This window comes from Psychrobacter sp. SZ93C1, from assembly GCF_015864635.1.
Lineage (GTDB): Bacteria > Pseudomonadota > Gammaproteobacteria > Pseudomonadales > Moraxellaceae > Psychrobacter > Psychrobacter fozii.
On sequence record NZ_JADYWY010000005.1, the window covers coordinates 168,881 to 184,803 of the forward strand.

Genomic DNA, 15,923 nt, shown 5'->3' on the forward strand with positions numbered 1-15,923 from the left:
AACCAATGAATTTAACAGGCATTATAGGTTATACGATAACCCCGTTTACAGAAAATAATAACGTCGATTTTGAGCAACTCGAAACAGTGATTGACACGTTACTTGATGCAAAAGTCGATGCAATCGCGGCTTTGGGAAGTGCAGGAGAAGCCGCTTATTTGAGTGAAGACGAGTGGGAGAGTGTGGCCAACCATACTGTCAGCTATGTCGCAGGCAAAGTACCCGTGGTGGTTGGTATCGCTGAACTGACGACTGCACAAGCCGTGAAGCGTGCTAAATATGCTCACAAAATTGGCGCTGACGTCGTCATGTTGTCTCCTTTCTCTTATTATAAATTGAATGAAGATGAGATATTTTTACACTATAAAAGTGTGTCAGATGCCACACCGCTTCCTATCATGATATACAACAACCCAGCGACTTGCGGTGTGGATATGTCTCCTCAGTTTATGCTAAAAATGGTAGATGGCATCGAAAATGCGCGCTGGATTAAAGAAAGCACCGGTGACATACAGCGCATGCATAAGATTTATAAATTATCAAAGGGGAGCGTGCCTTTCTTTAACGGCTGTAACCATATGGCTTTAGAGGCACTCAATGCAGGCGCAGTAGGCTGGTGTACTATCGCTCCGTGCCTGATTGGCGATCAACCAAAGCAATTGTTTGACGCGATCAAAAATAGCAATAATGAAAAAGCTAGAGAACTGTTTTATCAACAGTACGAGTTTTTAGAGTTTATTGTCCAATCAGGTTTGGCTGCTGCAGTGAAGGCTGGCATGTCTGCACAGGGTATCCAAGTTGGTCATCCTAGAAAGCCTTTGCTGCCTTTAACGCCTTTGAAACAAGAAAAGCTGAAAAGCATGCTAATCGATTTAGGCTGTTTTTCTTAGGTTATTTACCGTTTAGGGTTCAGATGGGAAATATGCCCTAGTACTCGAAAAATCAGATCTTTTGTGTCAGTTATTTATGCTTTAACAGTCCGTAAATTTTGATGCATTAGGTCTGCTTATTCGAACTCACTCAATCATTTGACAAAGGATTGAACATGAAAAATGTCTTGGCTATTAGACATGTGCATTTTGAAGACCTTGGCGTGTTTGAGGAAGTACTCATAAACTCAAACTTCCACATCGAATATATCGATGCTGCTACTGTCGATTTCGATACGATAGACCCTCTATCTGCAGATTTATTGGTGGTTCTTGGTGCGCCAATTGGTGCTTTCGATGAGGATATTTACCCACTCCTCATCGAAAGCACCAATTGGCATTTATTGACAAGCGCTTAAAAGCAAACAAGCCTTTATTGGGTATTTGTTTAGGCGCACAGCTCATTGCTCGTTTACTGGGCGCTAACGTCGCCTCTATGGGTCGCAAAGAGATTGGGTTTGGTGCTATGCAAATTCATCACTCAACTGGCAATCCTCTTATAGGACTGTCAGACATTCCTGTATTGCACTGGCATGGTGATCAGTTTGAGATTCCTCAAGGCTGTCGCTCTTTGGCAGCAACGGATATCTGCCCAAATCAAGATTTTGCACGTGGGAGTAATATATTGGCGCTACAGTTTCATATAGAAGCACGGCCAGATAATATTGAACAATGGCTCGTCGGCCATGCTCACGAGTTGAATAGCACGAATATCGATGTTAAACAGATTCGCTATGAGGCTAAAAAATATGGAGCGGCGATCACTTCAGCAGCACAAAAAATATTTTTGAATTGGCTTAACGCCACTGAGTAGGTTGATGAAAAGATTGGTTGAGCGGTTGTGATTGTGATGATGTAATACGGTATATTTTTTATCACGACCATACAACACAACGCCATGCAATATTTTGTAGTGAATGATTCATCAATCTAATGCTCAATAGACATCATTTAACATAATATACATTATGCGAAAACAAACCAACGGTTTGAGGTGGTTTTGAATAAATATTCTGAACAGCATTAAAATTCTCTTTACTAACTTGTTCCAGTATTTTTATGCTAACGTTTAATCATACTTGATCACATATTTAAGGATATTTTTATGACAAGAGCATCTTTTTCAAAACTGTCCACTATTGGGATTTTAGCGCCAGTATTATTTATCACTGGTTGCCAATCTTTGGCGACAACATCTGATATTTATAACAGCGGTCATTCATCTAAAAGCCACGCTACACTGGAAAACAACCAACAGACGCTGATACAGCAAGCCACACATATTCAGCAAGCATTAGCGAATCAAAACTATGCTGCTATCATTGATGATATTCATCCAACACGCGGCGTTCGGTTTTCGATGTACGCTTATGTGCGTCCAGAGACTGACAAAGTCTTTAGTCGTGAACAATATGCGCAGTATCTACAACAGTCCAAAATTCGCTTCACTTGGGGCGAAAAAGACGGCACTGGCGATCTATTAATCACGCCGCTACCAACATATTTAGATGCTTGGGTTGCAGCCAACAAGTTTAATAGTGTTACGCCTAGCAGCAATGACCTTAAGTCTCATGGCAATATGATTAATAACATAGACAACATATATCAAAAATCAGATGTTGTAGAGTTCTATCATAAAGGTACAGAAAAATACGCTGGAATGGACTGGCGCGCTCTACGCCTAGTATTTGATGAATATCAAGGCAAGCGTTATCTGGTGGCGATTATTAATGACCAATGGACGGTTTAGAGTTTATAGAAACGATTGAATGACCACTTTTGTAAGGCGCGTTTAAAATGGAAGCCTACGCCATCTGATTATAAATACCATATATTCAAATATTGATATATATTTTGCAACTTATGTTACTTTGTTTTTGGTATAGTTTTTAATGACAAGCTTTTTTACTAGCCCTCTAACGACAGCATATTCATAATCAATTTAATCAAAGTCTCTTTTTGATTAGGGTCAGATTCAGCGACCAATAAGGTTAATGCCGCAAGCCCAGTATTATTGATGACCATGTCACCTTTATCATTCAGCAGTCGGTGATTACGGTGTAAAAAATCCACGAATAAAAAAGCGCCGCTGCGTTTATTACCATCAGTAAAAGGATGGTTTTTTACCATAAAGTACAGTAGATGTGCCGCTTTACTCTCGATAGTCAGATACGCAGGCTCACCAAAAACCGTTTGTTGTAAATTACCCAATACACTATCCAAACCATCACCACGAGGCTTGGCAAATAATTCAGTCGCCTCACCTCTATCTATCAGCTGTGTTTTCAAATCAGTTAGCGCTGCCAGGGCCTCAGCCGTACTGGGTAAGATACCACCATCTTGTCCTGTAGGACTATCCAGTAGACCTTCATCATAGCGCTGCAACCATAAAAACGTCTGCGTATAGCGGCTTATAATCTCAACCAGTCCGCGTCCTTCGTCGGTTTTAAGCTCGGGGCTTTGTGCGGTTTTTTTGATTAGTTTTAGCGCTTGTTGCAATTCAATAGAGTTTTTATCGAAGCGCTGTTGATTGAGCGTATAGCCTTGTACCAAGTATTCACGTAAGCGCTGCGTTGCCCAACGCCTAAATTGCACACCCTGAGGAGATTTTATGCGATAACCGACTGAGATAACCACATCTAGGTCATAAAAAGTCACCGGACGGTCTGAATTTGCAATATGCATTTTTTGCATATTGCTTTTTTCATCGATTTCTTCATCTCTTATGGCATTGGCGATATGACGAGAAACCACTGATTGGTCACGACCAAATAATTCGGTCATTTGTGCTTGTGACAACCAGACGGTTTCTTGCTCAAAACGTACATCTACTTGCGCCTTTCCATCAGCACTTTCATAGATTTCTACTTTTGCCATATCGTCATTTATAGCGTTACTCATCTCAGCTTCCCCAATTCCAATATGCTGTTTTGAATACAGTTTACTGTCACAACCTCTATAAATATCACTCATAACGGCGTCTGACGAAAGAATTTCACCATAATCTCATAAATATCAGGATAAGCATCTATCAGTTTTTGCGGTGTTTCAAAAAACACTTCACTCAAAACTGCAAAAAACTCAGCAGGATTCGTCGCTCCATAACGATCTAGACCTGACTTACGATGTATCTGAAAGTCCTCAAAATCGCGGCTCATAATCTGTGTCCAGTTTGCAGGATCCATATCAGGCTGCATCGGTGGAAAGCCATTGGCACGGCCATTCATCATATCGAGTTTATGGACAAACTCATGAATGACAACGTTGTGTCCATCACGCTCACCTGAATGTTTGGCATCTTTCCATGAGAGAATGACAGGTCCTCGCAGCCATGCTTCCCCGCTACGGTGCTGAGTGCCTTCGTGGACGATACCAAACTCATCTACCGTGGTGCTATCGCTCTTGTACGAGCCAGGATAAATGATGATGGATGACCAGCCAGCATACCAATCGAGACTTAGGTTTAATATTGGCAGGCACGCTTGCAACGCAATAGACTGTCTGACAGCATTGGTAATCTCGAATCCTTGCGCACCAGTAAATGATTTATCAGCCAAAAACAATGTCGCGAGCTCAAATAAATGTGTCATCTCGTCAACACTTAATCTGTCGAGTATCACAATACGTTTAGCAGCCTGCATCCAATCAGCATGGCTAAACTCGCTATTATCTAGTATGCGCTGCTCGCGCCAGTCTCTTATGATGCCAAACATACATGCCACCCCTATTCTTTTAATATTTCGCACACATTGGTATTACTGAATCTGAGTATTATATCGGTAATCAGCAATATGCCTTTATAAGTAATATATTGACATGTATGAGTAAAAAACGCTGCTCATAAATGAATTATTGAGCAGCGCAGACTTACATTCACACATCAAGATTTAAAATTGATATTGCAAGCCTAGTTGTACTGAGCTGTCTTTATCGTCACGTGCAAAGGTGGTATCACCATTCAGATACGCATAAACGTTTTTATGAACCTTGTTACTCACACTCAACTCAAAACGTCCATAATCGTCATCTTTATCTGTTTGGGTGATGCTAACCTCTCTTGTTTGACCATCAGCTAAAGACGTTGTCGATAAACCATCTATTAAACCATCTTCGAAAACATGCACGTAAACGATTTTTCCTTGAAGTTTGGCAGGCGTACCCATCAAGTCAAAACCATACTGCAACTGATAACCAAGCTCTGAATCCCATGCCTCGCTAGAAGTGCTATCAACCTTTAGCGCAGTGCGAGAATCAGCATTGCCACTGGTATAACCATCTATGTCTGTATCACTGTAGTTCAGACCCAAAAATGCACCATGCGCGACGTTTTTCTTGATAAGAAAATTATAGCCAAGCTCATTGTATGCGCTCAACACATCAGCATCCGCATCACTGCGTTCGCTATTGTTGATGATGTTTATGCCGTCATTACCATCCAGTTTTACAGTTCTGTTAACGTCTAAGTCATGTTTAGATAAGCTCAGGGATGTGGTGTTCCACCAAGCCGTGTCTTTTCCGCCCAATAAAGAATATGCCTGAACACCGTAACTCGTATCTTTTTTAATACCGTTTTCGACGGTGTTATTGTTTTGATTGGCCGCTTGCACACCTGCGCCAACACGCCAGCTTGGCTGTACCATATATTCGCCATATAGACCAATATTGGCGCGAGTGCCCTCTTGTACCTCATCAGCATCCACGTAGCTTTGGGAGCCATCTGCCCAAACCTGAGTACGCGACTCAGAATCCAAAGGCTCCGCATCATCGAGAGTATGCAATGCCAAAGAATTGGCGCGTTCTAGCACCGCTGAGTGTGAGTCGGTAGCATTAATTTTTAACGCAGCGCCCACCCGGTTTTGCAGATTGATGGCGCTCTTGGTTGAGGCGATGATATCAGCATTGGTTTGCTCCACAATCAATCTACTGATAATACGAGAGTAGTCTCGCATTCTTTGCAATATGCGTTCTGCGCCAAATGCAGCAGTAAGCACTTCCTCGTTGTCTAATGCAGGGTTATGCCACGTATAGCCGCCTGGAATATCTGGGTTTTCAGTTTGTGTGTAACCATCATAATCAGGCCCAAGGCTCCAGTTAGTAGCCTCAAATCCGACGACCTGCATGACACTATCAAAAGATTCCTGATCGCTGCAGCACCCAACACCATAAGGCTCGTAGGGTTCGGTCTCACCTGGTGCAATAATGGCTGTATTGACCTCTAGTGTAATACCAAGCTCTTTAGCAATACGCAGTGCGTTTTCACGCAAACTTACATTGGCAGCTACTTCGTTGCCATCATTGTCATAAGCATTTCGCCCTGCGTTGGCGTACATTTTGTCGCCTGTAATCAGACTGTCTAGGTTAATCATGCCCAGTGCTGTTGATTTTTCCGCGTCCGTTAGCTGATCAACAAATGCCTTTGAACCATTGAGACCGCCCTCCTCTGCACCAAATGCCACAAACTGAATGTCGTGCTCTGTCTCAATGCCAGTCAGGTTTTTTGTCAACTCGGTTAATACACCAGACCCAGAAGCATTATCGTCCAGTGCCTCTAGGTTTTCGTAATTTGGATAGGCGACGGCAGAATCATAATGTGCACCGACAAATAGCGTTCTGTTGCTGTCAGCACTGCCTTTTTGAGTCACGACAACGTTATTACTCATTAACGTTTGACCTCTGAATAAACCACGAGGCGCTACGAAATCAAAAGTTTGACGATTGACTTGGTTGTTACTGCCATCGATTGTCATACGCTGCTGCATATAATCAGCAGCTTGGACTTCTTTATCTGAACCTGTATAACGACCAGCATAGTCACGGGCAAGTGTCAGCGCCGTTTCTGTACCATAGTCACCGTACTTGGCCTCTGCAAATACTTGCGAGCCTGTAAGCAGTGTCAGCGCCGCAACCACTGAAATCTTAAGCGGTGATAAGTTAGTATCCAAACTGCTTCTCCTTGGTTAAAGAACTGCAATCAATACTAAAAAATAACCTAAAGCAATGCAGTTTACAAGATAAAAGACATATGTTTGTTAATTAACTTTTTAAGCAAAATGGTGGCCCATCAAAAAGCTATCTGCATAGCTATAATCAATACTTACGGATCGCTGTTTAATATTAATTTCACCCTCCATACTGCTGATTTATCGGTTCATTTCGGAATGCTTTACTGATGCTTAGCTTTAGTTATGTCAATGGCATCTAATTGTACTTCTACCACTCGTAGCGCCATTGATTTCCAGTCCAAATTTATATCATCAGTAAACACCATGTGATGACTGATACTCACGTACCCATGTACGATGGCCCAAATATCTAGCGCTATTTGTCTGCGCTCCTCAATAGTAGCACCATCTGGTAGATACGAACCCGCCACCCGTACCAGTTTCGAAAATGCACTGTCTCTGGCTGCAATGGCTTCTTCAGAGGGCTGATATCCTGCATCAGACTCCCCAAAAATCAGCCGATAGTGTGCTTCGTGTTGCTCGCCCACATTGAGATACCCTAGGCACGCCTCTAGCACTTGCTCTTTGTTTGCTCTACCCTCTGGAATCACATCCATGGCTTCACGGACTAAGTTAAATCCTTCTATGTACAGCGCGTCTAGTATGCCCTGCTTGCCTTGAAAGTGGCTATATATACCGATAGTGGATAGACCTGCGCGTTTAGAGATACCACGCACGCTTAAGGCATCCCCGCCTCCTTCTAAGAAAAGCTCTGATGCTGCGTTTAGTATTTTGGTTCTGGCATCCATTAGATTCTCACTAGGTCTTGACAATTATAACAGTGTTATTTTAGTATATAACACTGTTATGCACAAACAGTTATATAAGATTTATATGGATAAATTCAACTTGAGAGTAAGGACGCTATGAGTATTCAACAGCTAGAAACAGATTATCTAATCATTGGTAGTGGCGCGGTGGGCATGGCTTTTGCCGACGTACTACTTACAGAAACAGATGCTAATATTATTATCGTCGATAAACATCATAAGCCAGGTGGTCATTGGAATGATGCCTATTCGTTTGTCACACTGCATCAGCCATCGTCTTTTTATGGTGTTAGCTCACGTGAGCTTTGCGGCGGTATGGTAGACGAGATTGGCTTAAACAAAGGCTTGTCTGAGCTGGCATCAGGGGCAGAAATCATGGCCTACTTTGATAGAGTCATGAAGCACACGTTTTTACCAAGCGGCCGTGTGAAGTACTTCCCGATGTGTGAGTATAAAGGCGACGGTAAGTTTTCATCGTTACTGTCTGATACCAGCTATGAGGTCAAGGTCAATAAAAAAATCATTGACGGTACTTATTTCAAAACCTCAGTGCCAGCTACCCATACTCCAAATTTTGAGATTGCTGAAGGCGTTAAGTTTGAACCATTAAATAACCTACCAAGTCTAACCAAACCTCGTGATGGTTACGTCATCATTGGTGGCGGTAAAACAAGTATCGATGCGATATTATGGCTACTAGAGAACCATATTGATCCAGACGATATAACTTGGATTATGCCCAGAGATGCTTGGTTTATCGATCGTAAAAATACCCAGCCTTCTCGTGATTTTTTCGTTCATACCATGGGTGCACAAGCCACTCAGGCAGAAGCGATTGCTGATGCTGAAAACATCGAAGACCTGTTTGATCGTTTAGAAAAAGGTGGCGTATTAATGCGTCTTGATCCAAATGTGCGCCCTCAAATGTTCCATGGCGCCACCATTAGTAGTGATGAGCTGACACAGTTACGCCGTGTTAAAAACATTGTACGTAAAGGCCGTGTAACCCGTCTAGATACTGATAGAATCTATTTTGGTGATGACAGTGTTGCTACTACCACCAATACCATGCATATCGATTGCTCTGCACGGGCAGTACCAGTGACCGAGACGTACGATGTGTTCAAAGGCAATACGGTGGTCATTCAAACGGTGCGTACCTATCAGCCCATATTTAGTGCCGCGTTTACCGCTCATGTCGAGGCCAACTATGATGACGAAACGATAAAAAACGAGTTATGCCGCGTGGTACCTATACCAAACCATGATACAGACTGGCTGGTGGGTGTGGTGGCACAAATGCAAAACCAAATGCGCTGGTCAAAAGAGCCTGAGCTACGTGAATGGATGATTGGCAATCGCTTAGATGGTTTTACTAAACTGGTACAAGCCAGCGAAGACACAACACCTGAAGAAATGGCCATCCTTAAGCGTCTAAAAGCAGCAGGACCAAAAGCTGCTGCTAATATGCCTAAACTGATGGGTGAAGTTATGCAAATAACGGCAGCACGTCAAGCCACCACCGCTAATACCTAAAAAGTAACTATTTAATAATAACTATCAAGAACAACTGTCAAGGAAGCGACTATGCAAGAATTTCAGACCAACAAAACAAACCTAACCCAAGCTCGCCTGCAAGAAACGCCTGTACATACCCTCGGTGATGGCGAAGTACGCGTCAAAGTTGATCGCTTTGCCTTTACCGCCAACAATATTACTTACGCGGTCATGGGTGACCAATTACGATACTGGCAGTTTTTCCCGCCAAATGGCGATGAACCCGAAAAATGGGGCATTATTCCAGTCTGGGGCTTTGCCGATGTTGTGGAGTCCAATAGTGAAGCGCTGCCCGTCGGGGAACGACTATTTGGTTACTTTCCGCCTGCCAGCGAATTGGTGATTACCCCCAAGCGAGTCACACAAACCAGCTTGCTCGATGGTAGTGACCATCGTGCCGAGCTGCCGCCTGGCTACAATATATATCAGCGCGTCAATCATGAACCTGGTTATGACCGTGCCAATGACAATCAGCGCATGCTACTGTTCGTATTGCACTTAACCTCATTTTGCTTACATGATTTATTAAAGCGCAATGACTGGTTTGGCGCAGAGCAAGTGGTGATTATCAGTGCCTCTAGTAAAACCAGTATTGGCCTAGCCTATGGCCTCACTGATGATAAGGACGCACCGCACGTTATCGGCCTCACCTCAAACCGTCATATAGATTTTGTTAATTCCATCGATGCTTATGACAGTGTGCTTAGCTATGACACGCTTGAGCAGATTGATGCAACCAAACCGACAGTCATCGTAGATATGTCAGCCAATACCGATGTGCTTAGCCGTCTACATAGACACTTAGGCGATAATATGCGTTATACCAGTAATGTCGGTATCACACATTGGGACGAACCTCGTCATGTAGACGGTATCATTCAAGAACGTAGCCAGCAGTTTTTTGCGCCCAGCCATGTACAGCAATGCATGAAAGAATGGGGCCCTGAAGAATTTAATAAACGCTCTATACGCTACGTCATGAAAAGCACCGCAAAAACCAATGCATGGCTAAAAATTCAGGAGCTCGACGGGGTTCATGGCTTGCTGGAGGTTTATAAAGATATCTGCGAAGGTAAAATAGCCGCTGATGAAGGTTTAGTAGTCGTCATGGGCGACAATGAATAAAATGACTGGACTATAAAGGCCTGACTATAAAAATTGTTTATTCGTCATTAATAAAAAGTAGAGCGCCTATTAACTAGGCACTCTGCTTTTTCCGTATTGTATTCTAGATTCTAGATGCATACGCCCTACTTACAGTTTTCAAGGTTAATATTCGCGGCTTAATGTACCCAACCTTCCTCTTTTAAATAACTATGTAATCCTTCGGCGAACTGTCTATAACCTGCAGCATTGGCATGAATTCTATCAGATTTTAATGCGTCATCTGACAGAATAGTCGACCAGCCATCAGAGTATAGCGGTATGTCTTCAGCTTCCGCAATATCTTCATACAGTGGGTTATCACTGGCTTTTCCAAACAAGGCGCTGGTACTGAGATGCGGTTCAGCAATCAGGACAACATTAATATTTTTAGATTGCAAAGTATCAGGTGCAATGCGCTGCAATACGTCATTGCCGCCCACACCCAATAATACCAAATCAGGACTTTGCTCAGTGATCTCATTCACTCGAGTCAGTACATCTGCAGAAGTGTCACCATTGACACCCGCATTGATAACCCTCCATTTGCTTAGCTCTGCCAGTACCGTAGGGTATGCTGTTTCAATATTTGCTCCATAGCCATAGGTCAGCGAATCACCAAGTGCAATCACCGTACTGCCTGCAGGTAAAGCCGTTTGCATTGGTTCACTATCACAGCCTGTCATGCCAATAGCTGCAGCAAGTCCTATGCTTGCCAGCGCTAAAAATCTACCACCTAGACTCATATCTGTTCCACTCCTATATTGTCAATAATTGAGCTAAATTTGTTTGAATAAATATGTCAAACTTGCTTAAAATCTATTATTTAACTTTTGTTGTATATCAATCAGTATACGTTGTATAGTTAATAAAGGAGATAGATTACCTGTTCAGCGCAATACCATTGCTACGCGGCTTAGCATAGACAGTGTATTCATCATAAAGTATAACTTTACCAAGAATACGTGAGGTTTTTATGAATAAAACAGCATCTCAAAGTCAGTCTACCGATAACACCCAAAACAAAGAAAGCTCTGAAAATCAAACCCAGAGTCAATCCATAAAAGCATCCGACTCCAATACCAATACCAATACCAATACCAATACCAAAAACTCTACTTCAAAAACAGTAAAAGACACTTTAGAAAAATCTGAGAAAAAAGCACAAAATAAAGCACAAAGTTTCGATGAACTACAGATAAGTAAGGGTCAATATCGCCCAGTGGCAAAGGCCGTTGGCAATTGGCTTGATAATATCAACATGGATGCCCTCAACTACCTCAACGAACAAGCCGAAAATATCTTTTATCGTAAAGGCGTCACCTTTACCGTCTATAGCGATGCCAAAAATATCGAGCGAATGATACCGTTTGACATTATCCCCCGCATTATCGCTGCCAGTGAGTGGCGACAGATAGAAGCTGGTTGTAAGCAGCGCATCACCGCTCTCAATGCATTTTTGCACGATATTTATCATGACCAAGCGATTATGAAGGCCGACATTGTGCCTGCCAGTTATGTCTATGCTAGCGGCTGCTATGAGCCTTGGATGATGGGTATTGAACTGGACAAACCCATCTACTCACACATCAGTGGTATCGATCTGATCCGTGATGAGTCTGGTAAGTTCTGTGTATTAGAGGATAATTTGCGTACCCCGTCTGGTGTCTCATATATGCTTGAGAGCCGTAAAATATCAGAGACGCTCTTGTCTGATATGTTTTCTGACACCCCTATTATGGGCATCAGCGATTACCCGAATCGTCTCAAAGCCTGTCTTGCCAGCTCGACGTCCAAATACGATCCACAAATCGTCATCTTGACGCCTGGTCGCTTCAATAGCGCCTACTATGAACATGCATTTCTAGCACACGAGATGAATGTACCCTTAGTACATGGTTATGATTTGGTGGTTGAGGATAGTAAGGTCTATATGCAAGGTATTCGTGGCAAGGTGCAAGTCGATGTTATCTACCGACGCATTGACGATCCCTATATCGATCCGCTAGCCTTTCAATCTGACTCGATATTGGGTGTCTCAGGGCTGATGAGCGCCTATCGTGCTGGTAATGTCGTTATCGTGAATGCGCCAGGCACAGGTGTGGCTGATGATAAGAGCTTATATCCCTTTGTACCAGATATGATCAAATTCTATTTAAATGAAGAGCCTATTTTACCCAATATAGAAACCTATCAATGCCGTAAGCCTGATGAGCTCAAATACGTGCTTGATAATTTAGACAAGCTGGTCGTAAAAGAAACCCAAGGTTCAGGTGGTTACGGCATGCTCATCGGTCCAACCTCTACCAAAAAGGAGATTGAAGAGTATCGCCTGCGCCTACTTGAAAACCCAGCTGGGTTCATTGCCCAGCCGACTATCTCACTATCTACCAATCCTACTGCTGTCAGCGATGGCATCGCACCGCGCCACATTGATTTGCGTCCTTTTATCCTCAGTCACGGCGATGGCTCGGTAGATATTGTGCCAGGTGGTTTGACTCGTGTGGCCATGGTTGAGGGCTCCTTAGTCGTCAATTCATCTCAAGGGGGCGGTATCAAGGACACGTGGGTCGTTGATGACAGTCACTTGCAGTCTTCGACCAAAAAACCAAACTGCAATGGTCAAGCTGGCAAATGCTCGCCTTTATCATCAGAGACCAATACCTCAGATCATGCCAACTATTATGATCGTCTACAGCCTCTAGAAGCGGGCTATGAGATGCTAGATGACGCACCCATGATTCTGCTACTCTCCACTGCCAGTTATCTAATATGGCTAGGCCGATACAGCGAGCGCCTGTATTACTATGATGATGTCATGAAAAAACTGGTCAAAGACGATCTCAAAAAATCACAGCTGAAGCACTTAATCGGCCATTTAGGTTTTGACGCGGATGCGGATGAATCGTTTAAGACCATGAAAGCGCAGATGCTGTCTGATTTGGAACGAAATATCATACCGAACATCGTTCAATCGATAGATGACAATGTGCAGGAGGCCAAAGGCGTCATTGGTAAAGATACTGCTGAGTTATATAACTTGATTAAGCGGCTCTCAAGTGCTGGTACTTATCGTGCTGCGACCTTGCAGCTACATGCATGTAACGCCGCTATGAAACAAGAGCACCCGACAGTGACTTGTTTCTGGCAATTAGGGCGTCATTTTGAGCAGCTTGAGCGGGCTGTGCTACTGGAAGAGGACTCAATAGAAGTCAGTCTTGAATTTAAGTACTGGATCAATGAGCTGCCAGAGAACACGCGCTGGCGTGAGCTGACACGTCTGGCCAATCAGATGATTAGATCGAAGAAATTTAGTGATTTTGAGCTGATTAGCAAAGAGTTTAATATCATTTTGCGTCAAGGTGTCTAGCCGAAAAATGATGACAAGCGCTAATGATACAGTCAATTCGATAGGGTTTGAAAGCAAGGAAGGCACGTAAAGGCACGAACAATAGCAAACTAAGCGAGCCTGACACTGTATTCGATTTATATGGGATTGACTATACATATGGAATAAACAGAAACATAGGAAGCTATCATGAAACTTCAAATCAGCCATCAAACCAATTACTACTACGGCGAGCTTGCACAGCGCAGTGTACAGTATATACGTATGACCCCAATGCAGATGCCGCATCAAATTATTCATGAATGGGAGGTAATGCTCCCTAAAGTGGCGACCAATCAAAAGGATGGCTTTGGTAATGACTGGCTCACGCTAAGCCGTAATGAGGCGCATAATAATTTGCAAATGCAAGCGTCAGGTATCGTGGAGATTGATACAGAGACCCAACGTTTAGAGGATATGGCTCATGTCCCCTATCTGCTGTTTACCGTACAAACGCCATTGACCAAATGTTCACAAGAGATGCGTGAGTTTGCAGCGCCTTATCTAAAGAAACCCACCCATGACAGCCTAAAGGCGATGGCTAATGCCCTCATCATGAAAATGCCTTTCGTAAAGGATGTGACCCATGTAGGTACGACAGCTGCTGAGTCTTTTGCGACGAGCGCTGGCGTGTGCCAAGATCATACTCATGTATTTTTAGGCTGCTTACGTGATCAGCATATTCCAGCCCGCTATGTATCAGGCTATCTGTATGACGATACCGAAAACCACATGGCAAGCCATGCGTGGGCAGAAGTGTGGTTAGATGGCTACTGGTATACCTTTGATATATCAAATCAGCTGTTTCAACCAAGCTCTCACGTCTACGTCGCTATTGGTAGAGACTACTTAGATACAGCCCCTGTACGCGGTGTACGTATGGGCGGCGGCTATGAGAATCTTTACAGTCAAGTATTGGTCACGCGACTATCATAGCCTGATACCTTTTATGTTCACTATCAAGGATGTTTTATGACTTATTGTGCTGCCATTCGCCTAAAAGATGGTATGGTTTTCGCTAGTGATACTCGCACCAATGCAGGTGTCGATCATATCTCAACGTTTAGAAAGCTGTATCAGTATGGTATTGAAGGTGAACGCGTGATGGTGCTACAAACTGCTGGTAGTCTGGCCACATCACAAGCGGTATTTACCAAGTTGCAGCATGATATTGACCAACGCTATGAAAGCAATCTCAATACTGTACTCACGCTGTTTGATGCCGCGCAAATGGTAGGCGAATGCATGCGTAACGTCATGAACCATGCTAAAACGGTGGCTAACGATGATAACGGCAGTCAATTTACCAGCTCATTTATGTTGGGTGGACAAATAAAAGGTCAGCCGCCCGAGTTATATATGATTTATCCCGAGGGCAATTGTATTAGGGCCACCAAAGACACGCCTTTTTTTCAACTGGGTGAAAGTAAATATGGCAAGCCAATTCTGGATCGGTCTGTCACATACGACACCGATATTCAGCATGCTGCGCGTGCATTAATGCTGTCATTTGATTCCACCATTCACTCCAACCTATCAGTAGGCATGCCGATAGATTTTGTCATTTATAAAAGTGACAGTTTAGAAACACCTGAAGGTCGTCGTATTGATGAGAATGATGAGTATTTCAATACCATTCGTCGGCAGTGGTCAAAGGCGCTACGCAATATATTGGTTGAGCTGCCTGAGTATCCTGATAATTATTGGAATAAATAGCTCAGTATAAGAACACGCCATTTATATATCTTTTGCACTAAAAAAGCCCTTTGTCTAATGCAAAGGGCTTTTTTATTATCAACTAATAATCAGGCAATAAAAAACCGGAGTAACGCTGAATAAACAGCCCTACTCCGGTTTTGCTTTAAAGGCCTTGAATGCCATCATAATGATGTCGCACTCAATTGTTGTGTAATCTACCTCATGACCTGGTACATGGAAGACTCACTGGACTGCACCTAGATAAAGGCCCTAGTGCATTAGCTCAATCACGATTGCGTGATTGAGCCAGCGAGCTAATGACACTAGGGCCTTTATCTAGGTATTAGCAGGACTGAAACAGTCTTCCTTGGGTAAAATGTAATGGCTTGACTCGTGGACGACGCAACGTCGCCCCTCACCGTAAACGGTGAAACGC

At 43.3% G+C, this 15,923-nt stretch carries 13 protein-coding genes and 1 pseudogene; 9 read left to right on the top strand and 5 right to left on the bottom strand.

Going from position 1 to position 15,923, the window contains the following annotated elements; all coding sequences use genetic code 11:
• Positions 1–5 precede the first annotated feature (5 nt).
• The 4 genes from I6E83_RS08470 to I6E83_RS08480 all read left to right on the top strand — a co-directional run bounded on the left by I6E83_RS08470 (position 6) and on the right by I6E83_RS08480 (position 2,679).
• Positions 6–890, top strand: a complete 885-nt coding sequence (locus I6E83_RS08470; RefSeq protein WP_197101128.1) for a dihydrodipicolinate synthase family protein — start codon at positions 6–8, stop codon at positions 888–890.
• 155 nt (positions 891–1,045) lie between these two features.
• Positions 1,046–1,288: a hypothetical protein gene (locus I6E83_RS14835; RefSeq protein WP_265091213.1), complete on the top strand. Its 243-nt coding sequence runs from the start codon at positions 1,046–1,048 to the stop codon at positions 1,286–1,288.
• Complete coding sequence (locus tag I6E83_RS08475) at positions 1,264–1,743, top strand: glutamine amidotransferase-related protein (protein WP_265091214.1); 480 nt, start codon at positions 1,264–1,266, stop codon at positions 1,741–1,743. Before I6E83_RS14835 ends, I6E83_RS08475 begins: the two co-directional genes overlap by 25 nt.
• A 291-nt stretch (positions 1,744–2,034) precedes the next feature.
• Positions 2,035–2,679, top strand: a complete 645-nt coding sequence (locus tag I6E83_RS08480; RefSeq protein ID WP_197101130.1) for a hypothetical protein — start codon at positions 2,035–2,037, stop codon at positions 2,677–2,679.
• Between the two features lie 158 nt (positions 2,680–2,837).
• On the opposite strand, the gene rhuM is transcribed toward I6E83_RS08480, so the two are convergent.
• The 4 genes from rhuM to I6E83_RS08500 all read right to left on the bottom strand — a co-directional run bounded on the left by rhuM (position 2,838) and on the right by I6E83_RS08500 (position 7,680).
• Entirely contained in the window at positions 2,838–3,830 is a 993-nt protein-coding gene (rhuM, locus tag I6E83_RS08485; RefSeq protein ID WP_197101132.1) for a virulence protein RhuM/Fic/DOC family protein, read from the bottom strand.
• Positions 3,831–3,898: 68 nt separating this feature from the next.
• Positions 3,899–4,642 carry a zinc-dependent peptidase gene (locus I6E83_RS08490; RefSeq protein WP_197101133.1) on the bottom strand — a complete coding sequence of 248 codons (744 nt, stop codon included), beginning with the start codon at positions 4,640–4,642 and terminating at the stop codon, positions 3,899–3,901.
• Positions 4,643–4,816: 174 nt separating this feature from the next.
• On the bottom strand, positions 4,817–6,871 hold the full coding sequence (locus I6E83_RS08495; protein ID WP_197101143.1) for an autotransporter domain-containing protein: 2,055 nt from the start codon (positions 6,869–6,871) through the stop codon (positions 4,817–4,819).
• A gap of 221 nt (positions 6,872–7,092) precedes the next feature.
• On the bottom strand, positions 7,093–7,680 hold the full coding sequence (locus tag I6E83_RS08500) for a TetR/AcrR family transcriptional regulator (RefSeq protein WP_197101145.1): 588 nt from the start codon (positions 7,678–7,680) through the stop codon (positions 7,093–7,095).
• Between the two features lie 117 nt (positions 7,681–7,797).
• Here I6E83_RS08500 and I6E83_RS08505 point away from each other — a divergent pair, with 117 nt between their 5' ends.
• Both I6E83_RS08505 and I6E83_RS08510 read left to right on the top strand, forming a co-directional pair.
• The gene (locus I6E83_RS08505) at positions 7,798–9,237 is read left to right on the top strand and encodes an NAD(P)-binding protein (RefSeq protein ID WP_197101147.1); all 1,440 of its coding nucleotides are present in this window, start codon (positions 7,798–7,800) and stop codon (positions 9,235–9,237) included.
• Between the two features lie 51 nt (positions 9,238–9,288).
• Positions 9,289–10,383, top strand: coding sequence for a DUF2855 family protein (locus I6E83_RS08510; protein ID WP_197101149.1), 1,095 nt, complete (start codon positions 9,289–9,291; stop codon positions 10,381–10,383).
• Positions 10,384–10,541: 158 nt separating this feature from the next.
• Here I6E83_RS08510 and I6E83_RS08515 read toward each other — a convergent pair whose 3' ends face one another.
• Positions 10,542–11,147 (bottom strand): GDSL-type esterase/lipase family protein, encoded by a 606-nt coding sequence (locus tag I6E83_RS08515; protein ID WP_197101151.1) that lies wholly within the window; start codon positions 11,145–11,147, stop codon positions 10,542–10,544.
• 230 nt (positions 11,148–11,377) lie between these two features.
• Here I6E83_RS08515 and I6E83_RS14925 point away from each other — a divergent pair.
• The 3 genes and pseudogenes from I6E83_RS14925 to I6E83_RS08530 form a co-directional block, all read left to right on the top strand.
• Positions 11,378–12,982, top strand: a pseudogene (locus I6E83_RS14925) (circularly permuted type 2 ATP-grasp protein); the annotation flags it as partial.
• A gap of 957 nt (positions 12,983–13,939) precedes the next feature.
• Positions 13,940–14,725 carry a transglutaminase family protein gene (locus I6E83_RS08525; protein WP_110923479.1) on the top strand — a complete coding sequence of 262 codons (786 nt, stop codon included), beginning with the start codon at positions 13,940–13,942 and terminating at the stop codon, positions 14,723–14,725.
• A gap of 36 nt (positions 14,726–14,761) precedes the next feature.
• Complete coding sequence (locus I6E83_RS08530; RefSeq protein WP_110923480.1) at positions 14,762–15,505, top strand: peptidase; 744 nt, start codon at positions 14,762–14,764, stop codon at positions 15,503–15,505.
• The last annotated feature ends 418 nt before the right edge of the window (positions 15,506–15,923 follow it).